The organism is Streptosporangium sp. NPDC049376, from assembly GCF_044466505.1.
In the GTDB taxonomy this organism is placed as follows: domain Bacteria; phylum Actinomycetota; class Actinomycetes; order Streptosporangiales; family Streptosporangiaceae; genus Streptosporangium.
In genome coordinates this window covers 256,899-283,884 of record NZ_JBITMT010000007.1, presented here as the reverse complement: position 1 = coordinate 283,884, position 26,986 = coordinate 256,899, and the positions used below count along the sequence as shown (strand labels likewise).

At 68.2% G+C, this 26,986-nt stretch carries 18 protein-coding genes; 12 read left to right on the top strand and 6 right to left on the bottom strand.

What is annotated here, in order from left to right; translation table 11 throughout:
- Nucleotides 1-29: 29 nt before the first annotated feature.
- From ACIBVQ_RS20745 to ACIBVQ_RS20735, 3 genes are all read right to left on the bottom strand, one after another.
- Nucleotides 30-2,159, bottom strand: a complete 2,130-nt coding sequence (locus tag ACIBVQ_RS20745; RefSeq protein WP_399179211.1) for a hypothetical protein — start codon at nucleotides 2,157-2,159, stop codon at nucleotides 30-32.
- Nucleotides 2,160-2,223: 64 nt separating this feature from the next.
- Nucleotides 2,224-2,976 carry a Clp protease N-terminal domain-containing protein gene (locus ACIBVQ_RS20740; protein ID WP_352016160.1) on the bottom strand — a complete coding sequence of 251 codons (753 nt, stop codon included), beginning with the start codon at nucleotides 2,974-2,976 and terminating at the stop codon, nucleotides 2,224-2,226.
- 61 nt (nucleotides 2,977-3,037) lie between these two features.
- Nucleotides 3,038-4,147, bottom strand: coding sequence for a hypothetical protein (locus tag ACIBVQ_RS20735; RefSeq protein WP_399179209.1), 1,110 nt, complete (start codon nucleotides 4,145-4,147; stop codon nucleotides 3,038-3,040).
- Between the two features lie 146 nt (nucleotides 4,148-4,293).
- Here ACIBVQ_RS20735 and ACIBVQ_RS20730 point away from each other — a divergent pair, with 146 nt between their 5' ends.
- The 4 genes from ACIBVQ_RS20730 (at nucleotide 4,294) to mug (ending at nucleotide 8,696) form a co-directional block, all read left to right on the top strand.
- Nucleotides 4,294-5,220, top strand: coding sequence for an LLM class F420-dependent oxidoreductase (locus tag ACIBVQ_RS20730; RefSeq protein ID WP_399179207.1), 927 nt, complete (start codon nucleotides 4,294-4,296; stop codon nucleotides 5,218-5,220).
- 136 nt (nucleotides 5,221-5,356) lie between these two features.
- The gene (locus ACIBVQ_RS20725) at nucleotides 5,357-6,529 is read left to right on the top strand and encodes a VLRF1 family aeRF1-type release factor (RefSeq protein WP_399179205.1); all 1,173 of its coding nucleotides are present in this window, start codon (nucleotides 5,357-5,359) and stop codon (nucleotides 6,527-6,529) included.
- Between the two features lie 169 nt (nucleotides 6,530-6,698).
- Entirely contained in the window at nucleotides 6,699-8,108 is a 1,410-nt protein-coding gene (locus ACIBVQ_RS20720; protein ID WP_352016156.1) for a sugar porter family MFS transporter, read from the top strand.
- Between the two features lie 9 nt (nucleotides 8,109-8,117).
- Nucleotides 8,118-8,696, top strand: coding sequence for a G/U mismatch-specific DNA glycosylase (mug, locus tag ACIBVQ_RS20715; RefSeq protein WP_399179203.1), 579 nt, complete (start codon nucleotides 8,118-8,120; stop codon nucleotides 8,694-8,696).
- A 36-nt stretch (nucleotides 8,697-8,732) separates the two neighbouring features.
- On the opposite strand, the gene ACIBVQ_RS20710 is transcribed toward mug, so the two are convergent.
- Nucleotides 8,733-9,371: a DUF1707 domain-containing protein gene (locus ACIBVQ_RS20710; RefSeq protein ID WP_399179201.1), complete on the bottom strand. Its 639-nt coding sequence runs from the start codon at nucleotides 9,369-9,371 to the stop codon at nucleotides 8,733-8,735.
- Between the two features lie 7 nt (nucleotides 9,372-9,378).
- Nucleotides 9,379-10,176, bottom strand: coding sequence for a PadR family transcriptional regulator (locus ACIBVQ_RS20705; protein WP_399179199.1), 798 nt, complete (start codon nucleotides 10,174-10,176; stop codon nucleotides 9,379-9,381).
- Between the two features lie 149 nt (nucleotides 10,177-10,325).
- Between ACIBVQ_RS20705 and ACIBVQ_RS20700 the strand changes: the two genes are divergently transcribed.
- The 5 genes from ACIBVQ_RS20700 (at nucleotide 10,326) to ACIBVQ_RS20680 (ending at nucleotide 17,605) form a co-directional block, all read left to right on the top strand.
- Nucleotides 10,326-11,588 carry an MFS transporter gene (locus ACIBVQ_RS20700; protein WP_399179197.1) on the top strand — a complete coding sequence of 421 codons (1,263 nt, stop codon included), beginning with the start codon at nucleotides 10,326-10,328 and terminating at the stop codon, nucleotides 11,586-11,588.
- A gap of 271 nt (nucleotides 11,589-11,859) precedes the next feature.
- Nucleotides 11,860-12,417: a hypothetical protein gene (locus tag ACIBVQ_RS20695; protein WP_362911613.1), complete on the top strand. Its 558-nt coding sequence runs from the start codon at nucleotides 11,860-11,862 to the stop codon at nucleotides 12,415-12,417.
- A gap of 293 nt (nucleotides 12,418-12,710) precedes the next feature.
- Nucleotides 12,711-13,439 carry a metal-dependent hydrolase gene (locus ACIBVQ_RS20690; RefSeq protein WP_352016150.1) on the top strand — a complete coding sequence of 243 codons (729 nt, stop codon included), beginning with the start codon at nucleotides 12,711-12,713 and terminating at the stop codon, nucleotides 13,437-13,439.
- Nucleotides 13,440-13,635: 196 nt separating this feature from the next.
- Nucleotides 13,636-16,404, top strand: coding sequence for an aconitate hydratase AcnA (gene acnA / locus ACIBVQ_RS20685; RefSeq protein WP_352016149.1), 2,769 nt, complete (start codon nucleotides 13,636-13,638; stop codon nucleotides 16,402-16,404).
- Between the two features lie 424 nt (nucleotides 16,405-16,828).
- Nucleotides 16,829-17,605 (top strand): M48 family metalloprotease, encoded by a 777-nt coding sequence (locus ACIBVQ_RS20680; protein ID WP_399179194.1) that lies wholly within the window; start codon nucleotides 16,829-16,831, stop codon nucleotides 17,603-17,605.
- Between the two features lie 502 nt (nucleotides 17,606-18,107).
- Here the strand turns inward: ACIBVQ_RS20680 and ACIBVQ_RS20675 are convergent.
- Nucleotides 18,108-18,254 (bottom strand): hypothetical protein, encoded by a 147-nt coding sequence (locus ACIBVQ_RS20675; RefSeq protein WP_399179192.1) that lies wholly within the window; start codon nucleotides 18,252-18,254, stop codon nucleotides 18,108-18,110.
- Between ACIBVQ_RS20675 and ACIBVQ_RS20670 the strand changes: the two genes are divergently transcribed.
- From ACIBVQ_RS20670 to ACIBVQ_RS20660, 3 genes are all read left to right on the top strand, one after another.
- A complete protein-coding gene (locus ACIBVQ_RS20670; RefSeq protein ID WP_399179190.1) occupies nucleotides 18,244-25,242 on the top strand; it encodes a LamG-like jellyroll fold domain-containing protein in 6,999 nt (2,332 codons plus the stop codon). The two genes, ACIBVQ_RS20675 and ACIBVQ_RS20670, sit on opposite strands and share 11 nt — an antisense overlap.
- An 82-nt stretch (nucleotides 25,243-25,324) precedes the next feature.
- Nucleotides 25,325-25,717, top strand: a complete 393-nt coding sequence (locus ACIBVQ_RS20665) for a hypothetical protein (protein WP_362775500.1) — start codon at nucleotides 25,325-25,327, stop codon at nucleotides 25,715-25,717.
- 414 nt (nucleotides 25,718-26,131) lie between these two features.
- Complete coding sequence (locus ACIBVQ_RS20660) at nucleotides 26,132-26,617, top strand: hypothetical protein (protein WP_399179188.1); 486 nt, start codon at nucleotides 26,132-26,134, stop codon at nucleotides 26,615-26,617.
- Nucleotides 26,618-26,986 lie beyond the last annotated feature (369 nt).

Below are 26,986 nucleotides of genomic sequence, written 5' to 3'. Positions count from 1 at the left end.
TCCCCTCATGGCCTCGCGGCCACACCGTATCAGGCGGGGATCACCTCGTGCAGCGTCGCCGGAGTGTGGACCCGGGCACCCGGCGGCGCCGCCGACGCCTCAAACCCGATGTAGGTGACGTGCCGCCCGGTGGAGGGCCCCTTCGCGCGCCACAGCTCGACCAGGTGACGCACCCGCAGGTAGTCGCGCTCCACGATCGAGCGCACCAGCAGTGAGGCGGTGAGCCGGTTGTCCTCGACCCGGTTGAACTGGGGATAGCCCCTCAGGTAGAGGTGCAGCCACTTCACCCGCCAGTGGCCGTCGTCGCCGCGCAGGAAGACGAGCGGCAGGGCGATCTGCCCCGACCCGCGCAGGTCCGACTTCATCCGCACGGTACGCGGCTCGAAGGGCATGCCCTCCTGCGCGGCGTCTCTCGTCATGTAGCCGAAGAACGCCTCGGCCGCCTCGTCGAACGACTCCCCGGAGAAGACGTTGACCTGGGGGATGACGATCGGACGGGTCGACTCGGCGAGCCGGATGTCGATGAACTCCGAGGCGCCGTGCGGCGCGGGAGCCTCGGTGAGGTCACCGGAGTACCGGGCGAAGCCGTTGGCGAGGTTCGTCCACGAGACCTGCTCAGGGGAGCCGTAGGAGGCGTCGAGCATGAGCGCCGACAGGTCGTAGTCGGTGCGCCGCCTGGCCTCGCGCCAGTGCACGAAGAACCTGAGCAGCTCGCCGTCGACCGCCGAGAGCGAGCCGCGGGGCAGCATGCCGAGCCCGGGGGAGACGGCCTTGGCGGACAGCGGCAGGGCGACGTCCAGCGCGTCGGGATCGACGACCAGCTCACCGGGGTCCGGGAGCCGCCGGACGATCTCGGCGTCCAGTACGGCCAGCACCCGCGTCAGGACCTCCCCGGCGAGCGGCGGACGGAGGTCGGGGGCCGTCCACGCCCTGGCGTGCCGGTTGACGAAGACACGCCCGGCGGCGGGGACGAGCCGGTTCTGCATGTGCTCGCGCAGGGACAGCAGGACACGGCCGGAGGCACCGGTGACCGCCCTCTCCACGGCCTCGAACACCGCACGCTCGTCGGACCCGGTCCGCAGCAGGTGGTCGAGGCGGCGCAACAGCGCCCCGGGCGCGTTCTCCAGCAGCTCGACGGCCTCGGCCGTACGGCCCGCGGCCAGGGCCGCCTCGACCCGGCTGCCGGTTCCCGCGACCCGCAGGTCGCCCCTGGCCACCTCGAAGACCCGGGCGGCGCGTGGGAAGCCGGGGTGCTCGTGGGGGTGCAGCCGTTCCCCGAGCCGCTTCCACCGCTCCCGGAGACGTGACACGTCGCCGAGCCCGGCCGGGGTGGCCACCGAGTCCAGGGACCGCAGCAGGGACCGGCGCTCGGCGCGGCGGAACGAACGGAACCTCGTGGGCACGGCCAGCGTGACGTCGCCTCCGGACAGGCCGCAGGCGAGCCTGAGCACGTCGGTCACCGTGTCGACGAGGAGGGGCAGGCCGGCGGCGAGCCGTACCTCGTTGAGGACCGCGCGGTTCTCCCGCACGGGAACACGCTCGGGGTGACCGGTCCCGGAGGCGACGCAGAAGGCGGCCAGGGCGCGCAGCGCGGCCAGGTCCTCGACGGCCGGCGGCACCTCGGAGCCCGCCAGCGAGAAGTACAGCTCCCGTGCCTCGTCCCGCAGGCTTCCGCCCAGGTCGAGCACGGTCACCCGGTCTCCGGCGAGCGGGACGAGCTCGGCGTGGGCGGCGAGCAGGTCCGCGTAGGTGTGCTGGTAACGGCCGTAGTCGGGCAGTTCGAGCAGGTTGAGCGCGGGGCCCCGGAGGCGGTCCGCGGCGACCGGGTCGAGCAGGGCCTCGTGGAGCATGCCGGCCCAGAACTCCAGGGTGTCCGGCACGTTCCTCGGGAAGTCGACGAAGTAGGCGTTGTGCTGGACGTGGTCGCCGACCAGGCCGCGGACGACGGACACGACCCGTGCGCCGAGATCGATCACCTCCTCGCCGGGCAGGCTCGACAGGCGTTCGAGCAGCGCGGCCGAGCAGGTGAAGCCGACGCTCAGCAACGCGGCGTCGAGCTGGCGGGCGGCCACCTCCCCCCACCCTGGCGCGGCCTCGTGCGGGGTGTCGACGGGGACCCGAAGCCGTCTCGTGATGACGAGGCTTTCAAGATTGTCCACGGGCGAACCCTATAGCCGTTACATGTCCGGCTTCAGGGGATTTTTCGCGACAGTCTGGGTGCCCTCACCCCTCCGCGGGCCGGCCGAGCCGTTCCTCAAGCCGTTCCAGGCGCTGGACGATGGGCCGCAGCTCCCGGCGGACGGCCTCGGACAGGGATTCCGGCGAAGACCTCGGCGGCCGTTCGGCCGCGGCCTGGTCCTGCGCCCTGAGGTGGACGTAGCCCGCCAGCGCGGCGGTGACGGCGCGGCGGGTCAGCCTCGGTTCGGCGCCGAGCCTCCGCAGGACGCGTCCCGCCGTTCCCTCCGGCTCCGCGACCAGGCCGAGGAGCAGGTGCTCGCACCCGACGTAGTTGTGTCCCAGGGCGATGGCGTCGGAGACGGTCAGTTCGAGGGCCGCGGCCGCGGGCCCGCTGAATCGCGCCGGGGCGGCGGACACGGCGCCGTTCCCGCCGAGGGCGTCCAGCTCACGCCGTACCTGCCCGGGATCGACCTCCACGGCGCGCAGGACGTGCAGGGCCAGGTTGGTGCCCTCGGCGAGCAGGCCGCCCAGCAGGTGCTCGGTGCCGACCTCGGCGGCCCCGCCCGCGCGTGCCTCCTCAAGCGCGAGGCTCACCGCCGTACGGGCTCGGGGGGTGAAGCTCGCGAAGCGGGCGCCGGAGCCGTCGAGTCCCGGGGAGCCGAGCCCGGTCTCCCTGATGGCGGTGATACGCCGTACGGCCTGCTCCAGGGCACGCTGGCAGACGGCGGAGACCGGGACCCCCGCAGCCTTGACCGCCTCGGCCAGTTCGTCGGGCAGGTACACGTTGATCTTCGGCATGTCTCCCCTGTGGGTTCGACGAGGACTGCGGCGCATGTATAACCCCATGTGGGGTGTCTGTCTAGTGGGCCAGGCCCGCCAGCAGGCGGGACACGCGCCAGGAGGGGGCGGCTCCCCTGGTGGACAGCCAGGCCATCCCCTCGCGGGCGCTGAAGGCGACCAGTTTGCGGGCGTCGGCGGAGGTCAGGTCCTTCGCGCCGCTCAGGAACGGGGACAGGGCGATCCGGTGCCCCGTGCCCGTCCTGCCCAGGGACCTGACGACCTGGGGATGGGCCGCCCGTACGGCCTCGGCGATCGGCCGCAGCCGGGAGCGACGCCCGGGACCGCTCCGGATCGGGACCAGGAGGTTGACCGCGGAGATCTCGGCCCCGTGCCCCCGGGTGACCCTGAGCATCCGCTGGTCGGCGAGGCTGAGACCGTCGCCGTCCGCGGGCAGGGTGAAGCTCACCGTGAGGGTCCCGCCCGCCGCGGCGGCCTCACGCTGCAGGGACGCGATGGCCGCCGCGCGGCGCAGGACGGTCGCCTCGTTGTCGCCTCCGCCGAGTTCGAAGTCGACGTAGCCCGCGCCTGAGGCGTTCACCGCGCGCCGGTAGGCGTCGGTGAGGCGCCCGAGGTCGGCGCAGGTGGCGGCCAGTTCCCTGCCTCCGGGACCGCCGAAGACGAGTCCCGCCTCCCCACCGGAGGCCCGCAGGCGCGCCAGGCGTCCGGCGGGTGACAGACCCGGGTCCCGCCCGTTCCACTCGGGGGTGCAGCCGTCCTCGCCCGCGGTGAGGTGTCCCAGGGTGAACCAGTGCACCCGGCCGGGCGCGGACGGCCCCGGGGGCGTGAACGGCGCCGTGAACGACGGGTTCCTGGCGGCGTCGACGAACGTCACGAACCCCGAGGGGCGTGCGACGGGACCGGGCCGCCCGGCGGGAGACGGGACGGGGGCCGAGGCGAGCGGGGTGGGGGCCGGGACGGGCGGGGGAGCGACCGGTCGCTGGGCCCGCGCGGGCCGTACGGCCCCGCCGGGCAGCACCCAGAGGGCGGCGCCCGTCCCCGCGGCGAGGGCCAGGGAGGCGAGCGCGACAAGGGAACGCGGCGGAGTGCCGGGTTCGCGGACGCGGCGGGTGGTGGCTCCGGGCTCAGGACCTGCCTCCGGCCCGGTCGCCGACTCTGTCGCCACCGGCATGGGATCTCCCTCCTCGACGGCACAGAACGGTTGCGATGGGTGCCTGTACGGTCACTTTGCGCACCGAAGAATGAACGGTAGCAAGTGTTCCGCCACGCCGTTGTGTTTCCATGGACGGCGTCCGTAGTGCCCGGATAATGATGTTCATGAAGTTGAGGATCTTCACCGAACCGCAGCAGGGCGCCACATACGACGAGCTCCTGACGGTCGCGCGGACCGCGGAGCGACTGGGCTTCGACGCCTTCTTCCGTTCCGACCACTACCAGCGGATCGGCCCCGGCGACCCCGGCCCCGGCTCGACCGACGCCTGGGTGACCCTCGCGGGCCTGGCCAGGGAGACCTCCACGATCAGGCTCGGCACCCTGGTCACCCCCGCCACCTTCAGGTATCCCGGCGCGCTGGCGATCAGCGTGGCCCAGGTGGACCGGATGAGCGGCGGCCGGGTCGAGCTGGGCCTGGGCACCGGCTGGTTCGACGCCGAGCACGTCGCGTACGGGATCCCCTTCCCGCCGCTCGGCGAGCGCTTCGCCCGTTTCGAGGAGCAGCTGGAGATCCTGACCGGGCTCTGGGGCACGCCGGTCGGGGAGACGTTCTCCTTCGAGGGGGCCCACTACCGGCTCGCGGACTCACCCGCGCTGCCCAAGCCCGAGCAGAGCCCCAGGCCGCCGATCATCATCGGCGGGTTCGGCGCCAGGCGCACCCCGCTCCTGGCCGCGCGGTTCGCCGACGAGTACAACGTCCCCTTCCACACCCCGCAGGACAGCGCCGCCGCCTTCGGCCGGGTCAGGAAGGCCTGTGAGGAGGAGGGACGCGACCGGCCGATCGTCTTCTCCGTCGCGCAGACCGTGGCCGTCGGCACCGGCGAGGCCGAGATCGCGCGCCGCGCCCGGGCCGCGGGCCAGGAGCTGGACGCGCTGCGGGCCAGTGGCCTGGCGGGTACCCCGGCCGAGGTGGTCGCCAAGATCGGGGAGTTCGCCGAGCTGGGCGTCGAGCGGGTCTACCTGCAGGTCATGGACCTGTCGGACCTCGACCAGCTCGAACTGATCGCCACCGAGGTCCTGCCCGGGGTGTAGACCGGGCGCCGGACGCCGGGCGTCCGGCGCCCGGGTAAAGACACGCGCAGCGGAAGGGCATATTCCACGATGTGTCCCATATCCCTCCCGTATCTCTCCTTACTGTGGTGAGAACCCGACCATCAGGGGAGGCGCCGTGGAATTCGAGCGATTCGGCCGTGCAGCTCTGCGGGAGGTCGTCTCCATGCACGACGAGCTGGGGGTGCTGTCGTTCTACGTGACCGCCTCCCCGCAGGAGGAGGCGGCGGTCAAACCCGCCTGGCGGATCCGCTTCGGCAACGAGCTGTCGGAGCTGCGGGAGCAGATGACGGCCGTCAGGGACAGAGAACGGCGGACGGCCCTGCTGAACCGGCTCGACGAACTGGAGACGGACTTCGAGCAGCTGCTCGACCCGACGGAGTCAGGCCTGGGACGCGTCATGTTCGCACCGGTCGGCGACGGCCGGGCGCGGTCGTTCTCCTTCCAGGTGCCGGTCGCCGACCAGATCGTCATGGAGTCGACGGCGTACGTGCGCCCGCTGGTCAACGCGGTCGAGGCCGCGCCTCCCGCGGGTCTCGTCGTGCTCTCCAGGGACGGCCTGAAGATGATCGACTACCGGTACGGCCTGACCGAGGACCTGGGCGGTACCTCCTTCGAGATCCCCGTGGAGGAGTGGAAGCAGATGCGCGGCCCGGCCACCGCGGAACTCGCCAGGTCGGCCGCGACGCACCGCGACAAGTTCGAACGCCGCGTCGAGGAGAACCTCACCCGGCAGCTGCGCGCCGCGGCTCCGGGAGTGGCCGAGGAGGCCAGGCGGCGCGGCTGGCAGACGGTCGTGCTCCTCGGCGACGTCCAGCTGACCGAGACCGTCGCGCCCCTGGTCGGCGGGGACGTTCTCCAGGTCGACGCGGTCGTCGACTCGCTGCCCCCGGCCAAGCTCGCCGAGTACGTCGAGCCGCAGCTGAGGGCCGCCCGCACCCGGCACGGCGTCGAGCTGACCGAGCGGGCCAGGGACGCCGCCCTGTCCGGCGGCCCCGGCGCCCTGGGCCTTGAGGCGACGCTCGGCGCGCTGAACGACAGTCGGGTGGCGCAGCTGCTGCTGAACGAGTCCGGCGAGTGGGACGGCGGCCGTACGGAGGACGGGCGGCTCTACGCCCGGGGAGACGTCCCGCGGGGCGAACCGGGGGAGGAGGTCGTGCCCGATCCCACGATGGGGGAACGCATGATCGAACGCGCCCTCGACATCGACGCCGAGGTGATCGTGCTGGACGGAGAGGCCGCACAGGACCTCGCCGAGTCCGGCGGGGTGGCCGCGATCCTGCGCTGGTGAGCCGTACGGGCGGGCCGTGAGGGGGCCGGGTGAGTCGCGCCGCCGGCGTGCGAGGGTGGCGTGAGAGACTCAGAACAGGGATGTTTCCGCAGTTCAGGGCAGGTTCAGAAGGCGAGGGGGCATCGCGGGGCGGCCCGTTAGGCACATGGGTTTCGGGGAAAGGACTGTCATGGTCGGTACCACCCCTTCGGGCACCCCCAAAGAGAACCTCGGGCACGTCGTCTTCATCACCGCCGCGGCCGCCATCGGCGGGTTCCTCTTCGGCTACGACAGCGCGGTCATCAACGGCGCCGTGACCGGCATCCAGAAGCACTTCCAGGTCGGTCCCGTCCAGATCGGGTTCGTCGTCGCGATCGCGCTGCTCGGCTCGGCGCTGGGCGCGTGGATCGCCGGGCGCATCGCCGACCGCTGGGGACGCACCAGGACGATGCAGGTGGCCGCGCTGCTGTTCGCGGTCAGCTCCCTCGGCCAGGCGCTGCCGTTCGCGATCTGGGACCTGGCCCTGTGGCGGGTGCTCGCCGGCGTCGGCATCGGCATGGCCTCGGTGATCGGCCCCGCCTACATCGCCGAGGTCGCGCCGCCCGCCTACCGGGGGCGTCTGGGTTCCTTCCAGCAGCTCGCGATCGTGCTGGGCATCGCGGTCTCCCAGCTGGTCAACTTCGCGATCGCGCAACTCGCCGGGGGAGACGTCAACAACAGGCTGCTCGGCCTGCAGGCCTGGCAGTGGATGCTGGGCGCCTGCCTGGTGCCCGCCCTGCTCTATCTGCTCTTCTCGACGATCATCCCCGAGTCTCCGAGGTTCCTCGTCGCCATCGGCAGGACGGAGATGGCGCGCCGGGTGCTCAAGGAGGTCGAGGGGGAAAGGACCGACCTTGAGGAACGGCTCAAGGAGATCCAGGCCTCACTGCGCCTGGAGCACCGGCCCCGGCTCAGCGACCTGCGCGGCCCGGCGTTCGGCCTGCTGCCGATCGTCTGGATCGGCATCCTGCTCTCGGTGTTCCAGCAGTTCGTCGGAATCAACGTCATCTTCTACTACTCGGCGTCGTTGTGGCAGTCGGTCGGCATCAACCAGAGCGACTCGCTGCTGATCAGCTTCTCCACCTCGATCATCAACATCGTCGGCACGTTCATCGCCATCGCGCTGGTCGACCGGATCGGCCGCAGGCCGCTGCTGCTGATCGGCTCCGCGGGCATGGCGGTCGCCCTCGCCGTCGCCGCGTGGGCCTTCAGCGCGGGCGTCCACATCGGCGACACCGTACGGCTGCCGTCGGCGCAGGGCACCGTCGCCCTGGTCGCCGCGCACGTGTTCGTGCTGTTCTTCGCGCTGTCGTGGGGTGTCGTGGTCTGGGTGTTGCTGGGAGAGATGTTCCCCAACAGGATCAGGGCGGCCGCGCTGTCCGTGGCCGCCGCCGCCCAGTGGGTGGCCAACTGGCTGATCACCGTCTCGTTCCCGTCCCTGGCCGAGTGGAGTCTCGCGGGCGCCTACGTGGGATACGCCTTCTTCGCCGTGCTCTCCTTCTTCTTCGTGCTGTTCAAGGTGCGTGAGACCAAGGGCAGGAAACTGGAGGAGATGGGTTAGGTTCGTCCCGTGCCCCCGGTCCCGGAAACCCCGCCATCGGCGAAGCCGCCGAGGCCGACGAAGGCCGAGCTGGCCGCCGCGGCCGACCTGACCGTCGACGACGTGCTCGGCCCCTCGATCGAGGTGCTGTTCTGCGGCATCAACCCCGGTCTGTACTCCGCGGTGACCGGTCACCACTTCGCCAGGCCCGGCAACCGCTTCTGGCCGGCGCTGCACCTGTCGGGTTTCACCCCCAGGCTGCTGGCCCCCGCTCAGCAGTGGGAACTGCCCTCCTACGGCCTCGGGATCACCAACGTGGTCGCGCGGGCCACGGCCCAGGCGGCGGAGCTGTCCGCCGAGGAGTTCCGTGAGGGAGGGGTACGGCTGGCCGGGCTGGTCGCCGAGGTCAGGCCGAAGGTGCTGGCCGTCCTGGGCGTCACCGCCTACCGGACGGCCTTCGCCGAGCGCGGCGCGGTGATCGGGCCGCAGGACAGACGCATCGGCGAGACGACCGTGTGGGTGCTGCCCAACCCCAGCGGGCTGAACGCCCACTGGACGCTGGACCGGATAGCCGGAGAGCTGCGGTTGCTGAGGGAGTCTCTGGCCTGACCCCTCCCGTGGACGGAAGGGGCCGGACCAGGGGATTCACCTGCGGCCGTGGCCCATCCGGTGGTGCCAGTGCTTGCGGTGCAACACGCCCGCCACGGCCATCACGATCCAGGCCAGGAACAGGATCTTGAAGACGCCGAACCCCATGATCGCCGTCAGGGCGACCACCCCGATCAGCACCGGCACGAACGCGCCCCCGCCCCGGTGGTGCCCCGGCCGGTGATGCCGGGCCGCGGCCCACCGCTGGGCGGTCAGCCGCTGCAGTGCCGCCTGGTTCCGCCACTGCTCGTTCCACTGCTGCTGCCACTGGCCGGAGTGGGACCAGCCGTGATGGGCGTGCCGGTGGAGCCTGCGGGCCTCACGCCACTGATCGCGCCACTGCCTGCGCCACTCCCGCTGGTCCCATGAGTGATGGTCCCACCGCTCCCCGCCACCCTCCGCGACGGCGCCGTGGCCGCCGTTCTCGGTGGCGCCGAAGCCGTACATGCCGGGCAGATCGGGCAGGTCGGCGCCCGCGCGGGCCAGATCACGACCTGTACGCGCCGTCATGATCACGTCGAGGCGTTCCTCGAACTCCTCGTGGTTCAGCCTGCCCTGCGCGTAGTGCTCACGCAGGGCCTCCGTGGCGGCGTCGCGTTCGGCGTCTCCGATGCGGAGATCGTCGGGAAACGTCATCGTGGGATCACTCCTCGCCGGGTTCGCCGTCTGCCAGGATCTGGTAGAGCTTGCGGCGCGTGTCGATCATGATCTGCCGGGCCTGGCGGATCTGCGCCTCACTGCCATTCTGCAAGACCTGGAAGAGAGCGACGGCTGACTGGCGGGCCAGATCCATCAGTTCCCAGGAACTCTCCCCGAGATCGGGGGTCATCTCCTCCCACGGCGCGCGCAGCTCCTCCTGATGCTCGGCGACATAGGCTCTGCCCGCCTCGGTGAGCTGGAAGGACTTGCGCCCGTCGGCCTCCTCGGACAGGACGAGGCCCTCGTCGGTGAGCTGCTGGAGCGCCGGGTAGACCGCGCCGGGACTGGGCTTCCAGCCCCCCTGGCTGCGCTTGGCGATCTCCTGGATGATCTGGTAGCCGTTGCGCGGCTCCTCGGAGAGCAGTGCGAGGATCGCGGCGCGGACGTCGCCCCGCTTCGCCTTGCGCCCTCGCCCGAAGGGGCCGCCCCCGCCGAACGGGCCCCCTCGCCCGAACGGACCGCCCCTGCCGAAGTCCCAGGGGAAGGGGCCACCGGGGAACGGCCCGCTGCGGCGGCCACCGCGCTCCCTGTGCTCCCGGCGCTCTCCGTGCTCCCTGTGCTCCCTGTGGTGGTGCTCGTGCGGCCCGAAGGCGTGCGGGCCGTGCTCGCGCGGGCCCGGGCCGTCGTGGTGCCAGGCGGTGGCCATGCCCCTGAAGACCTCCCTGGCGGCGCGCCTCATCTCGCGCCTGATCTCGTGCGGCACGGCCCCCGAGGCCCAGCCTCCCATCGCTTCCGCCGACATGTCGGTACCCCCTGTTCTCGGCGATCGTCCTCCGACCGCTCTTGATGTGTCAAAGATATATCGAGAGCGTTCTAAGAACAACCCCTGATTTCGCATCTCGGGCTTCAGGGCTACCTTGTAACCTTCTAAAGTGTTTTGGGGGTTAGCTGATGATGACTTACGCGGAACGGGCGCCGCGGCGCAACGAGACGGTGCTCATCGGTTTCACCGTCGCGACCAACCTCGCCGACGGGGTGGCCAAGATCGCGCTCCCTCTGCTCGCCGTCGAGCTGACCGACTCGCCCGGCCTGGTCGCCGGGGTCGGGCTGACCCTGACGCTGCCGTGGCTGCTGGCCTCCCTCCATGTGGGCGTGCTCGTCGACCGGGGCGACCGCAGACGCCTGGCCGCCCTGGCCAACCTGGTCAGGCTCGCGGTCGCGCTCGCCCTGCTGGCCGCGGTCACGGCGGAGGCGCTGACCCTGCCACTGCTCTACCTGTCGGGAGTCCTGATCGGCCTGGCCGAGGTCGTCGCGAACTCCGCGGTCGGCGCCCTGGTCCCCGCCGCGGTGCCCAGGCAACGGCTCGGCCGGGCCAACGCCTGGATCGCGGGCGCGGAGACCGTGGCGAACGAGTTCGCCGGACCGGCCGTCGGCGGCCTGCTGACCGGTGTCGGCGCCGCCTTCGCGCTCGGCTCCTCCGCCGGGGCCTTCGCGCTCGGAGCCGTACTGCTCGCCCTGCTCGCGGGCCGCTTCCGCGTCGCCCGCCCGGCCGGTACGGCCACGCGACCCAGCGGGGTGCGGGGGGAGATGGTCGAAGGGCTCGCCTTCCTGTGGCGGCACCGCCTGCTGCGCACGATGTCACTGACCATCGCGGTGCTCGTGGCCTGCTGGAGCGCCTGGCTGGCCCTGCTGCCCTCCTACGCCGTGCGGACCCTCGGCCTCGACCCCGCCGCGTACGGCCTGCTGCTCGGTTCGATCGGCGTCGGCGGCCTGGCCGGTGCGGTGCTCACCGGCCCGGTCAACCGCCTGCTCGGTGTGCGGTGGGCGCTGTTCCTCGACCTCGTCGGCACGATCCTGATGATGGTCGTCCCCGCGGCCCTTCCCCAGGCCTGGGCGGTGGGCGCGGCCGCGTTCCTGGGCGGCATGGGAGGCACGCTCTGGACGGTCAACAGCCGCACCCTGGCGCAGCTGATCGTCCCCGACCACCTGCTGGGACGCTACTCGGCCGCCTCACGCCTGCTGAGCTGGGGAACCCTGCCCGTCGGTGCCGGACTGGCCGGGCTGCTCGCCGAACTGTCGGGGGTGAGAGCCGCCTTCGCGGGCTTCGCCGTACTGGCCGTCGTGCCGGTCGTGCCCTTCCTGCGGACCGTCACGGAGGGCGAACTCTCGGCTGCGAGACGAGAAAGTGAGATAGATCACGTAATTCCCGGCTGAAATTGGAACAACTCCTGAGACCTGCACGTTACAAAGGACATAGACGGGATTCGTTCCGCGCCGGAAGGGCTGGGGGGTGCTTTCGGCACGGAACGGTCCCGTCTGTCGTTTGTGGAGAAACGGGCGGCCTGAGGGAGATCTTCCCCCGGGTCGCCCTTCTCATGCGTGGCCTCGCGCCCCTTCTCGCGTCCGTTAGCCGTTCCCGGCCCCCGGGTAGAACGTCTGTGGAGATCTGCCCCCTGAAGATCGAACGGACCAGGGGGAGAAACCAATGGACATGATGCGCGCCGGACTGCTGGCCGTACTCGTGGGGATCGCGGCCGTGGGAGCCACGCAGCAGCACTCGAAACCGGGGCACGACAGCTCCACCGGCTGGACGGTCGGACGGCAGGGGCCCCCGGCCGGTGAGCACGCCGGAAGGCGGGCCACCGGACGGACGAACCCGGGAGCCGGCCGACGCGGCTGGCGATGGGGACACGACCGGGGGAACAGGCGTTCCGCGGGCACCGAGTGGGCCGACGAGTGGCAGGCCGGATGGTCGAGGAAACACCGGGCGGGGCGGAACACCCGGCGGGCCGGCGAACTCGACGGGACGCACGCCAGGGGCGGGCCACACGGAGGAACGCGCTCCAGGAGATGGACGTTCGAGGGCTCCGGCGGCCGGACGGGCGCACGGCGCGGCGGCCGGGGTACCGGACGGTTCGCCGACCGTGGATACGACCGCTCCAGAGGCGGCGATCGGTCATGGAGCGGTGACCGGTCCGGCCGGAGAAGTCACGGCGGGTATGACAGGGCCGACGACCGGAACGGCGGGCGCCCCCTCGGCTGAGCTCCGGGCGATCACGGCGGGCGTCCCTCGGGTAGGGGCCCCTTCGTGGGTCCGGGATCAGGGGCGGCGAGGAGGCCCCTGGAGGACCCGCCGGCGCGCGGGGCCGGTACGGCCCTCATGCGGACGGATCCGGGGAGTGGTTCGAAGCCGCTCCGCCCTGCTCCGGTCGCGCGTATGTTTCCCATCGAGCACTTACGGCCGACACGCCGACGATGAAGAATGACTTGATCCTCTGTTTGGGCGGGCTTTGCCGTACAGTCGATCAAAGTGATCTTGATGGGAGTGTTTGGCCGATGATGGGGCACACGCACGCGCTGACGGGGGCGGTGGCGTGGCTGGGAGTGGCGCCGACGCTGGCGGCCCTGCCGCTGCTCACCGAGTCCTCCAGGTTCATCGAGACCGGGGTCATGGTGCACGCGCTCACCCCGGCGGAGTTCATCGCCGGGACGCTGGTCTGCGCCGGGGCCGCGATGCTGCCGGACCTGGACCACCCGAGCGCGACGATCGCCCAGACCTTCGGCCCGGTCACCTGGGGGCTGAGCAAGGCCGTCTCGTGGCTGAGCGGGGGGCACCGGCACGCCACCCACTCGCTGCTGTTCGCGGTCGCCGTCGGGTTCGGGGCGCACTACCTGGCCAACACCTATCCGATCGGCAGGGACATCCTCGTCGTGCTGCTCATCGGCCTGGCGTTGCGGGCCATCGGCATCGGCGTCCCGGGCAAGAAGGTCGCCTCCGCGATGGTCAACATCGGCCTGACCTTCGGGCTGTTCGTGGTCTTCCGCAATGAGAACGTGGGGTACGCCTGGCTGGGGGTGGCGGTCGCGGTCGGCTGCCTGGTGCACGTCGTGGGAGACTGCTGCACGGAAAAGGGCTGCCCGGTGCTGTGGCCGTTGCGTCAGCGCTGGCTGCTGCCCTGGAAGATAGGCATCAAGACGGGCCGCGCCTTCGAGCAGAAGTTCCTCGCCCCGGTGCTCTCGGTGGTCGTCCTGGGCCTGCTCTACTTCCGCCTCGTCCAACCCTGACCATACCCGTGAGTAACTTGATATCGAGATACATGCCCATATATCTTGATATCGAGACAACCGCTGCAACCTGATGGACGTCCTGCTGGTTAGGCATACCTAACCGAATGAGGCGATCCGGCGGTGCGGCAGGATTCAGTTGCGCCCTTTTCGTGTGGGTGCTTCAGACAACACAGGGTGACAAGGGAGGCGAACCGTGTCCGCGAACAGCTTCGGCAGCCGTGACACGCTCCGCGTCGGAGACGCGGAATACGAGATCTACCGGCTGGACGCCGTCGAGGGGTCGGGGCGCCTCCCGTACAGCCTGAAGATCCTCTTGGAGAACCTGCTCCGCACCGAGGACGGCGCCAACATCACCGCCGACCACATCCAGGCCCTCGGCCAGTGGGACCCGTCCGCCGCGCCCAGCGTGGAGATCCAGTTCACCCCGGCCCGCGTGATCATGCAGGACTTCACCGGTGTGCCCTGCGTCGTGGACCTGGCCACCATGCGCGAGGCCGTGCGCGAGCTCGGCGGCGACGCCGCCAGGATCAACCCGCTGGCCCCCGCGGAGATGGTCATCGACCACTCCGTGATCGTCGACTTCTTCGGCGGCCCCGACTCCTTCCAGCGCAACGTGGACCGGGAGTACGAGCGCAACCGCGAGCGCTACCAGTTCCTGCGCTGGGGCCAGACCGCCTTCGACGAGTTCAAGGTCGTCCCGCCGGGCACCGGCATCGTGCACCAGGTGAACATCGAGCACCTCGCCCGCGTCGTGATGATCCGTGACGGCAAGGCCTACCCGGACACCTGCGTCGGCACCGACTCCCACACCACCATGGAGAACGGCATCGGCGTTCTCGGCTGGGGCGTCGGCGGCATCGAGGCCGAGGCCGCGATGCTCGGCCAGCCGATCTCCATGCTCATCCCGCGCGTGGTCGGCTTCAAGCTCACCGGCAAGCTCCCCGCGGGCGCCACCGCGACCGACCTGGTCCTCACGATCACCGAGATGCTGCGCAAGCACGGCGTCGTCGGCAAGTTCGTCGAGTTCTACGGCGAGGGTGTCTCCAGCGTGCCGCTGGCCAACCGCGCCACCATCGGCAACATGAGCCCCGAGTTCGGCTCGACCTGCGCCATCTTCCCGATCGACGGCGAGACGGTCAGCTACCTGCGGCTCACCGGCCGCTCCGAGGAGCAGGTCGCGCTGGTCGAGGCCTACGCCAAGGCCCAGGGCCTGTGGCTCGACCCGTCCGCCCCCGAGCCGGTCTTCTCCGAGTACATCGAGCTCGACCTGGCCACGGTCGTCCCGTCGATCGCCGGTCCCAAGCGCCCGCAGGACCGCATCGCGCTGTCCGACGCCAAGCGGGCCTGGCGGGCGGCCGTCAAGGACTACGCCCCCAGCATCCAGGGGCCGGTCGACGAGGCCTCCGCCGAGTCCTTCCCCGCCTCCGACTCCCCGGCGATCGGCCACGACGGCAACGGCGACAAGCCGCACGCCGCCGGGCTCAACGGTGAGCGTCCGCACCGGCCCGTCGAGGTCACCCTGTCCGACGGCACGAGCTTCGAGATCGACCACGGCGTCGTCACGATCGCGGCCATCACCAGCTGCACCAACACCTCCAACCCGTACGTCATGATGGGCGCCGCCCTGCTGGCGAAGAACGCGGTGGACAAGGGCCTGACCCGCAAGCCGTGGGTGAAGACCTCCCTGGCCCCCGGCTCCCAGGTCGTGACCGGCTACTTCGAGCGCTCCGGGCTGCAGCCATACCTCGACAAGATCGGGTTCAACCTGGTCGGCTACGGGTGCACCACCTGTATCGGCAACTCCGGCCCGCTGCAGGAGGAGATCTCCGCCGCCATCCAGGCCAACGACCTGGCGGTCACCGCGGTGCTGTCCGGCAACCGCAACTTCGAGGGTCGCATCAACCCCGACGTCAAGATGAACTACCTGGCCTCGCCGCCGCTGGTCGTCGCCTACGCCCTCGCGGGCACCATGGACATCGACCTGAACAACGAGCCGCTGGGCACCGGCGTGGACGGCGAGCCCGTCTTCCTCGCCGACATCTGGCCCTCGCCCGAGGACGTCTCCGCGGTCGTGGCCTCCTCCATCGACCAGGACATGTTCCTGCGTGACTACGCCGACGTGTTCAAGGGCGACGAGGCCTGGCAGTCGCTGCCGATCCCGACCGGCGACACCTTCGAGTGGGACCCGGCCTCGACCTACGTCCGCAAGGCCCCCTACTTCGACGGCATGCCGCAGGAGCCGGACCCCGTCACCGACATCACGGGCGCCAAGGTCCTGGCCAAGCTGGGCGACTCGGTCACCACCGACCACATCTCCCCGGCGGGCTCCATCAAGGTCGGCACCCCGGCCGCTGACTACCTCAAGGCCAACGGCGTCGAGGTCAAGGACTTCAACTCCTACGGCTCCCGCCGCGGCAACCACGAGGTGATGATCCGCGGCACCTTCGCCAACATCCGGCTGAAGAACCTGCTGCTGAACGGCGTCGAGGGCGGCTACACCCGCGACTTCACCGTCGAGGGCGGCCCGCAGTCCTTCATCTACGACGCCTCGGTCAACTACCAGGCCGCCGGCGTCCCGCTCGTCGTCCTGGCGGGCAAGGAGTACGGCTCGGGCTCCTCGCGTGACTGGGCGGCCAAGGGCACCGCGCTGCTCGGCGTCCGCGCCGTCATCGCCGAGTCCTACGAGCGCATCCACCGCTCCAACCTCATCGGCATGGGTGTGCTTCCGCTGCAGTTCCCCGAGGGCGAGACGGTCGACTCGCTGGGCCTGACCGGTGAGGAGACCTTCGACATCGTCGGTGTCGAGGAGCTCAACGGCGGCGGAATCCCGCGGACCGTGACGGTCAGGGCGGACGGCAAGGAGTTCCAGGCGGTCGTGCGCATCGACACGCCCGGAGAGGCCGACTACTACCGCCACGGCGGCATCATGCAGTACGTCCTGCGCTCCCTGATCGCCAAGTAACACCTGCGGAAAGGGCGGGTGAGACCTTCACGGGTCTCACCCGCCCTTTCTTCGTTCTTCAGGACTGTTCCCGCCGGGCGCGTTTCTCCCCAAGGAGAGACCGTTTCTGAGGGTGACGGGATGCTCACTAAGGGCTTCGGCTGTTCCAAGGGGCGAGTTCTGAAGGAATTTCTTTCTGAGCGGTTTCCCCGTAGGGCTTTCCACGGGACTTCTCAAAGGGCGGAGCTCGCTCTCGAAAAGCGAGGTCGTTCACGTTCGCGGAAGGAGTTGTCTCGAAGGCGGATTGTCGGGACAATCTTCTGAACGGGGAAGGGGAGTACCCTCACGCTGCCTGGTCGTCAGTACGGCCAACGCCCGGTCAGGCAGGGTCCGCGCGGACCAGGGGAGACCTTCCGGCTACGTCGACGTGGCTGGAAGGAGAGGCATGCGCGGCCTGTACGTCCGGATGTTCGTCTCGCTGGCGTTGCTCGGTGCGCTCTACGCGATCCCGGTGGCCGTCGCCCTGCGGTGCGGGGTTCCCTCGCCCGTCGTCGCCGTACTGACCGCGCTGACCGTCGCGCTGCAGTGGTTCGGCACGGAGCGGCTCGCCCGGCGGGTCGCGGGGGCCAGGTTCGTCGACGCCGAGCGCGAGCCCGAACTGCACGCGGCGCTCGACCGGCTCTGCGCGCTCAGCGGACTGCCCAAACCCCGTGTCGCCGTCAGCCTCGACCCCGTCCCCAACGCCTTCACCGTCGGTCGCTCCCGCAGGCACACCACCCTGATCGTCACCAGTGGGCTGCTGCGCGTCCTGGAACCCGACGAACTCGCCGCGGCGCTGGCCCACGAGATCGCGCACATCCGTCACCGCGACGTCGCGGTGACGACCCTGGCCGGCTCGTTCGCCATCGCACTGGCCTGGGCCGGCCGCGGACTCGGCGAACTGTTCGAGACGGGGCTGCCCATCGCGGTGGCCGGTGTCCTCATCGCCCTGGCCCGACTTCCGCTGCGACCGCTCAGCCGTTACCGGGAACTGGCCGCCGACCGGGGCGCCGCCGTACAACTGGGCCGCCCCGCCCTGCTCGCCTCCATGCTCGTGAAGGTCCACACGACCCCGAGGCCGCAGGCCCTCCGGCTCCCCGCCCTCGGCTTGGTGTCTTCCGGGCCGGCTCATTCCATGTTGATCCAGCGGGTGAACGGTCTGAGATCCCTGGCCCGTGAGTGACGGCCTGGGATTCGCGGTCGTGAAACGAAGGATTCACCAAAAAAGGTGTTTTGTTTTCGAGAAATCGGGTAACGGCGGTGTCGATTTCGCGTCGCTGTTGTTGGCGCCCCCGTTGGGCGGTTGAAAGCTACCGCGAGTGATGGCTCATGCGAGATCCGGCGTTGCCGGATAGCGCCAAAATGATCACTTTATTTACCCTTTATGTAGATCTTGTGTGCACGGGTGATCGATGTGTACATTTTGATCGTTTGCGCGAAGCATCCCCGAATGTTCCCTAGGCCCCGGATGGGTCTGCTGCGCCATGCGCTGACGCAGAGGTATCGGACTTCGTGCTGATTAGTTTGGAAGGTGCGCCCTTGCGCCGTAATCCGTCATGGCGGAAATCAGCCCGCTGGATTCTTCTCATCTTATTTACGGTTCTTCCCGGCCTGGTGCCGATCAGCGCCTTACCCGTGGCTGCCGTGGAAGTAACCATTTCCGGAGGATTACCTGACACCCCGGATCAGTTGTCTGGTTCGGCGGCCGGGTTGCCCTCGTTGGTCTCTGCGAAGGCGACGGCCACCTCGGTCAAGGTGGCGGCGTCGGTCGCGAGGAAGGCCGCGCTGCCGAAGGGGGCGTTGCCGGTCGAGGCACGCAGTATGACCTTCACTGACTACTGTTCGTCGTATCCGTACTACAACTCGACAACCCTGTATCCGGCGGGGTCGGTGGTCGCCTACAACGGCCACATCTGGCACGCGCGTCTGGAGTCGGTGGGTCAGACGCCCGGCGGTGGATTCGGCGGCTTCTGGACGGACTACGGGGTGTGCCCGCCGCCTGTGGATCCTGATCCCACGGGGCAGCCGCCGTCGGTGACGCAGTTGTTCCCGACGGATCAGATGCTGGTGGACTCCCGTACCCCGTTGCTGGTGGTCGAGGGGCACAGCAACGACGACAACTACCCGGTCCAGTTCACCTTCAAGATCTGTGACAACGAGAACATGACCGGCAGTGGTTGTCAGTCCTCGGGGGAGCTGGCTGAGGATGTGACGACCTGGCGGGTGCCCACGGCCTACAAGCTGGCCTGGAGTAAGCAGTACTGGTGGGAGGTGAAGATCAAGGACGCCCACAGCGGAGCCACCACCACCAGCGGCACCTGGACCTTCACCACCGGGGTGCGTCAGCCCGCCATCACCTCGCAGCTGGCCACCCGGGGCGTCAACGGTCAGGAGTTCCACCAGTTGGCGGGGAACTACACCACCTCGGCCACCGACGCGACGGTGGCCGGCGCGGGACCGTCACTGTCGATCGTGCGCTCCTACAACAGCATGGACCCCCGCCGCGACGGCCTGTTCGGGGCCGGTTGGTCGACCCGCTTCGACATGAAGGTCCAGCCCGAGACGGGCGGCGCGGTGGACACGTTGCTGGTGACCTACCCCGACGGCCGACAGGTACGGTTCGCCGCCAACGGGGACGGGACCTTCCAGCCGCCGCCCGGCATGTACGCCACCCTCGGCGAAGTGAGCGGCGGTGGGTGGCGGCTGATGGACAAGTCCTCCACCTCCTATCTGTTCGACGCCCAGGGCCGCCTGACGAAGATCACCGACGCCCGTAACCGCGCCTTGGACCTGGAACGTGACACCGGCGGCAAGCTGACTCAGGTCACCGCGCCGGGCGGACGGTTCCTGACCTTCACCTACAGCGGTGACCGCGTGGCCTCGGTGTCCACCCCGCCGGTCGACGGCACCGCCCTGACCTGGACCTACACCTACAGTGGGGACCAGCTGACCCAGGTGTGCGCACCGGTCGCGGCACCGAACTGCACCACGATCGAGTACGCCACCGGATCGCTGTACCGCACCAATGTGCTCAACTCCGACCCGTTGGGGTACTGGCGGCTGAACGAGACCACCGGCACGGACGCCGCCGACTCCGGCCGAGGCGCGGGCAAGGGAACCTACGAGAGCGTGACGTTGGGCCAGTCTGGCGCGCTGGCGGGCACCACCGACACCGCGGCCTCCTTCAACGGCACCGCCAGTGTGGAGTTGCCCGGTGACAGCCTGAACCGGCTGCAGGGCACGGCCTCGTTCGAGACCTGGTTCAAGACCAGCGGCTCAGGCATCGTGATGACACTGGCCAACTTCACCGACGACTGGACGTTCCAGGAGCAGGGTCTGCTGTACGTGGGCACCGACGGCAAACTGCGCGGCCAGCTCCGCAAGCGGAAGAGTGGCACGCCGATCTCCCCGATCACCTCGTCCGGGACGGTCAACGACAACGCCTGGCACCATGTGGTGCTCACCCTGACCGAGACCGAGCAGCGGATGTACCTCGACGGCCAGCAGGTCGGCGTGCTGACCGGCGCACCGAGTCCGAAACGGATCGACTACGCCATCGTCGGTGCCGGAGAGTACTACAGCACCTGGCCTGCGGCCCCGACCTCGGGCGGGCTGCCCTACACCGGATCGATCGACGAAGTGGCGCTGTACGACCGGCCGCTGACCCTGCAGGAGGTGCAGGCGCACTACGCGGCGCAGGCGGCGGCGCCGTACGAGCTGACGAAGATCACCCAGGCGTCGGGGCGGGTCTGGGTGACCAACACCTACGACGCGGTGACCGACCGGCTCAAGACCCACACCGACCAGAACGGCGGTTTGTGGAAGCTCGGCGCCAAGACCTACAACGCCAACACCGGCAAGGCGACGGTCATCGTGACCGACCCCAAGAACAACTCTCTTGAGTACACTCACGACGCCTGGCGCGGTGACCGTCTGGTGAGCCGGAAGGACCAGCTCGGCAAGATCACCTCTTACACCTACGACACCGGCGGGTTCCTGGCAAAGGTCACCGATCCCAACGGCAACACCGTCAAACAGGTCAACGACGCCCGGGGTAACATCACCGCGGCCACGACCTGCCGGGCTGCGGGGAACTGCCAGACCACCTACCGCTCCTACTACCGCAACACCGGCGACGAGTTCGACCCGCGCAACGACCAGGTGACCGCCGGTCGGGACGCCCGCTCGACCAGCGCCACCGACAACACCTACGCCACCACCTCCGAATACACCACCTACGGTGAACTGGCGAAAGTGACCACCCCGGCGACGCCGGACTTCTCCAGTGGCCGGTCGGTGACCTACACCTACACCGACGGCACCGAGGCGGCGGTCGGCGGAGGTCTCACCCCGGCGGGACTGGTGAAGTCGGGCAAGGACGCCAGGAACAACGAGACGACCTACCGCTACACCGCGGCCGGGGACCTGGCCGAGACGACCAGCCCGTCCGGCCTGGTCGTCGCGTTCACCTATGACGCGGTCGGCAGGGTGACCTCCCGTAAGGAGATCTCCACGGCGAACCCGGCCGGAGTGACCACGACGTTCACCTACGACGGGCTCGGCCGAGTGCTCACCCAGACCGGGGCCGGGGTGAAGAACGAGGTCACCGACGTCACCCACACCGCCAAGGTGACCTTCACCTACGACGCCGACGGCAACAAGCTCACCGAGACCCTGTCGGATGTGACCGGTGGGGATGCGGCGCGCACCACCACCTACACCTACGACACGAACGGCCGTCTGAAGACGGTCACCGACCCCGAAGGCGGCGTCACCCAATCGACCTGGGACAACATCGGAGCACGCATCTCGGCGACCGATCCGATGGGCACGGTGACCACGTTCGGCTACACCAACCGCGGTGAACTGGCCACGAAGACGCTGAAGAACTGGACCGGCAGCCCGGTCAGCCCGCAGGCCCCACAGGACAAGGTGCTGGAGTCCTACACCTACGACCCGGCCGGGCGGCTGGGCGCCAAGGTCGACGCGATGGGCCGCAAGACCTCCTACACCTACTTCACCGACAACCGACTGTCGCAGGTGACCGCCGACGACGTGCGGTTGAACGGCTCCACGACCCCCGTGGACGTGGTGCTGGAGGACAACACCTACGACGCGGCGGGAAACCTCACCAAGAAGATCACCGGAGGCGGCAAGACCACCGTCGAGACCGTCTACGACGCCGCGGGCCGTACGACCTCCACCACGCTTGACCCGGCCTCCCTCAAGCGCAAGACCGCCTTCGCCTATGACGCGGCCGGCAACGTCACGAACGAGACCTTCACCGGCGCCGGGACCACCCGCACCGAGTCCACCGACTACGTCTACAACACCCTGAACCAGGTGACCCGGCAGACGGTGGAGAACGGCGCCGACGACCTGGTCACCACCAGCACCTACGACGACCGTGGTCTGCTGACGTCGCAGACCGATCCGCGGGGTAACGTCTCCGGGGCCACCGCGGCGGACTTCACCACCACGATGCGCTACGACATCGTCGGGCAACTGGTGGAGACCAAGGCGCCGCAGGTGGCGATCGAGAAGAACGGCGCGGCCGCCGTCAACGGCAGGCCGACGACCACGTCCGGCTACAACACCGCGGGCGAGGTCACCCACAGTGTGGACGCCGAGGGCCGTACCATCACCTCGGCCTTCGACAAGGCGGGCCGCCTGACCTCGGTGACCTCGCCGTCCTACACCCCGCCGGGCGGCAGCGCGGTCACCCCGACGGTGAGTTTCGTCTACGACGCGGCGGGCCGCCGTACCCAGGCGACCGATCCACGAGGGTATGTCACCAAGACCGACTATGACGCGCTGGGACGCCCGGTGCGCCAGACCGACCCGGGATCGTCCGGGCCGGGCGGGGTGTGGGTGTCGGAGTTCGACCTGCTGGGCGAGCAACTCGCCACGGTGAGCCCGACCGGGGCGCGGGGCGAGGCCACCTACGACGACCTGGGGCGGAAGATCACCCAGACGCAGATCGAGCGTGTCCCGACCACCGCGTCCTACACCACCAAGCTGACCTACGACAACGCCGGTAACCTCACCAAATCCGTGGCGCCGGGCAACAAGACCACCACCTTCACGGTCAACGCCGCCGGAGAGGTCACCGCGAGTTCCGACCCGTTGAGTCACTCCACGACGTTCGCCTACGACATCCAGGGCCGCCAGACCAAGGTCACCGACCCGCTGGGCAACGCCACCGAGGCCGTCTACGACCTGGCCGGCCGCAAGACCGACGTGAAGGACCTGGACGGCACCGGCGCCACCGTGCGCACCGTCAGCGCCGGTTACGACCCGGCCGGTAACGCGACCAGCACGACCTCCGGCGAAGGACATGTCACCACCCGCGCCTTCGACGCGGCGGGCAGGTTGACCTCGCTGGTCGAGCCGGTCTCCGCCACCAAGACGATCACCACCACGTTCGGCTACGACGCCGCGGGCGCCCGTACCCGCGTCACCGATGGGCGGGGCAACGCCACCTGGACCACCTACAACAGCCTGGGCCTGGCCGAGTCGGTGATCGAGCCGTCCACCACCGCCCACCCCAATGCCGCTGACCGCACCTGGACCACCGCCTACGACGCGAGCGGCAACGCGGTGTCCACCATCCAGCCGGGCGGGGTGCGCATCGACCGCACCTTCGACCCGCTGAACCAGGTCACCAAGCAGGCCGGCAGCGGAGCCTCGGTCACCACCCCCGACCGTGACGCCGTCTACGACCAGGCGGGCCGGGTCACCACGCTCGGTGACTACACCCTGGAGTACAACGACCGCGGCCTGCTGACCAAGGTCTCCAAGGCGGGCACCCAGGTCGCCACCTACGCCTACGACAACCTGGGCAACCCCACCCAGCGGGTGGACCCGACCGGTACGGCGAGCTTCACCTGGGACAACGCCAACCGGCTGGCCACCGCCTCCGACCCGGTGACCGGGCGGACCTGGACCTACGGCTACGACAACGCCGACCGGCTGACCAGCCAGACCTCCGCGGGGACGGTCAACAGCCAGGCCTACACCTATGACGCCGTCGACCGTGTCGCCACCCACACCTTGAAGAACAGCTCCGGCACCCAGCTGGCGAAGATCACCTACGGGTGGGACAAGGACGACAACCTCACCGGCAAGACCACCGTCGGCACCGCAGGGGCGGGCGCCAACACCTACACCTACGACCGCTCCGGCAGGCTAACCTCCTGGACCGCCCCCGGCGGCGCCGTCACCGGCTACGAGTGGGACGACGCGGGCAACCGCACCAAGGCCGGGTCCACGACCTACACCTACGACGAACGCAACCGCCTCCTGTCTGGGGACGGTACCGACTACACCTACACCCCCCGCGGCACGACGGCGACCGAGACCAAGGCGGGCACCACCCGCAACCTGGCCTTCGACGCCTTCGACCGGCTCGTCTCCGACGGTGACGTCAGCTACGGCTACGACGCCCTAGGCCGGGTTGTCTCCCGCAGCAAGGGCACCGACCAGCAGCGCTACGTCTACTCCGGCCTGACCAACGACATCGCCGCCGTCACCGACGGCGTCGGAGCCGTCCAGGCCAAGTACGGCCGCGACCCGTTCGGCGGACTGCTTGGCCTGCAGGAGGGCGGCACCACCGCCGTGGGCGCCATGACCGACCTGCACGGCGACCTGGTGGGGACCTTCTCCGGCACCGCGCTGACCGACTCGACGGCCTACGACCCGTTCGGGCAGGTCATCCAGCGTACCGGCGCCACCCGTGGGCTGGGCTATCAGGGCGAGTACACCGACCCGGACACCGGCAAGGTCAACATGAACGCCCGCTGGTACCAGCCCGGCACCGGCGCCTTCACCTCCCGCGACACCGCCACCCTCAACCCGGACCCATCGGTCCAGGGCAACCGTTACACCTACGGTAATGCCGCTCCCCTGAGCAACGTTGATCCCACCGGACACGTCTCGCGGGATACATCGTCTTCATGGGGCATCTCCGGGATACCCGACCGTGTAGTTTACCCGGATGCTTACTCTCCGCAGTCTGGATCTATATCGATCATTCCCGGATATGCTCCGGAACCCACCACTCCGGGCGGACGTGTCAATGTGGAGAACGATGGGCTGGGCTGGATACCGCCGCTCTTCTCGGCAGAAGAAGGGGAGAGGGCAGGCTTTACAGAGAACGGTAGGCCGGCGCCAGAACGCTTCTGGAATGCAACCGAGGAAGCGCGGAAAGCTTACATGCTCCTCTATGAGATAGCCGACTGGAACAAAACCGAACTTGAGCGGCTCTGGTCAGCATTGCTGAATCTTTATCCGGCAAAACAGCATGGGAAACTATCGATCAGTTCAATAGTTCTTGTTTCTTCCTCCTCTAAGCTGGATGACCCTTCAGGGGGGCAGAACGGACTTGATCCAACGCCAAAAGAAAAAGATTGGTGCTTTAAGAACTTCAACATCTGCAAGGCTACCAAAGACATCACTCAGACAGTCTGGAACTATGTTCACAGCCGAATAAAAAAGGAGACTGGGGAGAGGAATGCGGTACGTCACTTCATATGGCAGGCGGTGCTGGCCATAGTAATCGGAGAGAAAAAGGCCGCAGAGTTCGGTCAAATCCACGAAGAGACTCACTGGCCTGCAGATGGTTGTGGAGGAAAAGGTAGGTATGGGCGCTGCGATTCAGTGAGGGATCCTCACAACAATGAGGTAGGGAGGAGGTATGGGAAGGCGCATAAAGATGAACTTGTAGCACGAGTTCAAACCCCAAGAGGGGTGAACTACTTCTTCGCTCAGTCGCTCTTCGATGTTGCCAGAAGCCTCTATAAGGATGGTACGCTCTGGTAATCGGAATCTGTAATCTCTTAGGATGGTGTAAGCCTTGCCATCGAGAATTATCTCTGTATCAATCTGTGTTGCTCTGGCATTCGTGCTAGCTGTCGGATGTGCTGATGATGGTCGCAATGTCATCGCTCGCGAGAAGAGGTGCGTTGCTCAGGCTGAGAAGGATGCCAATAGTCTGAAAGACGCAACTTTGGCGCTACTGGCGCCAGATATTGCAGAAACGATCTCAGAAAACAATAGCTGCGATTCGGGTGTCAGCGGGGTTTATCTGTCTTTCGAGGCTGACCGTTCAATGTCGGTAGGAGATATCCTTGGGAGGTTTAAGAAAGACGGGTGGGAGATGGACGAAAAGTCGGAAGGCGAGTGCTCGGCCTGTGTGGCACAAGCTGGCAAGGTCGTGGACGAAAGATATGTCCAGGTATCTCTTTTGGATAGGCCAAAGAGCCCCGTCCTTGAAATAGAGATCTCTTACCGGTAATCCGTGACTTCACGGTTGAGGTTGTTCCATGGGCTGGTGGGGCCGAAACTTCGGCCTCACCAGCCCATGGATTTAATGGAGAACGGGCTGTGCTTTGAATTTTTGCAAGGTTTGATTTGGTGCGCTACTTGTGCTGAATAATGAGCTTTTCATCCTGAACCCGCAGGCAAGCACTGAGTAGTTCGCAGGACGCTCCAGTTTGGCCGGGCAGCCCTGAGCCGACCGTTCTGAAGATGCCTGGTGAGGAGGATGGAAAGGCTCATCGGTTTCGAAAGGATGATGAAGGGATGCAGCTCACCAGCGGGGATAACGAGACGGGGCGGAGACGGAGAGATACGTTTCCGGAAGGGCTACCCAAAGAGCCCTGGATCGCGCTCTGGGTCGTAGATGATATGAGGCGGTGTCTGCAAGGAAATGTTCTTGATCATAGGTGGGAGCGTGCGACGAACAGGTCGGCTCCTCGGCGTGGCTGTGGTTTTCCTTGGCGCATGCCTCCTTACGTCGGGGTGCGGGGTGTTCTCTGGGAAGACTCAAGTCGATCCGGCTGTCCTCGACGAGGTGCGTGGTATCGGCAAGGTGCTGGGAGAGGACACCGACGAAGGGGACTATGGAGCGGGAATCGAAGTCACGAATCTGCTCGTCATCGATGTCGGGGGCGTGAACGGCCCTGATGCGTCCCGCAAGGCCCGTGATCTCTTGAGTGACCGCAAATGGGTGGTTGTCAGGGAGGTGGCTCCCGAAGGGGTTGAGATGAGGTCGAACGCATGGAAAGGCGTATATCTGGATTTCCAGCCGCTCTACTCCGAGGAACGCCGGACCTATCCAGACGGGATCAGCAAAGCGATCAAGGCGTCGACCAGGCCGGAGACGCTTCTGATCGTGAGCCTGGATCAGACCTGACGATAATTCAGTTTCCCGTTCACTGGGTTGCACTTAAACAAGAAGATGAAACGCGCTTCATGCCTTAGCTGGATTCTGATTGCTGTGGTCCATAGGTGCCTAAGGTGAGGTGAGCTCCGCCCGTCGGTTTCTTCGCGAAGAGGCCGACGGGCGGAGCTGTATTTGGGCTTGAATGGATCATCCTTCTTGAGGATTGATGATGAGCCGTTGGTCATGGTTTCCGTTACGTGCAATTCGGTGACCGTGCGAGAAAATTCTTGATTGGCATGTGCCTGTCGTGCCCGCGTGATTCGCCGGTCGTTATTGGATGATTCATTCTGTTAGGGCTTTGAAAAAGCCATAGGATGCGGGAAGATGAGGAGGAAGAGG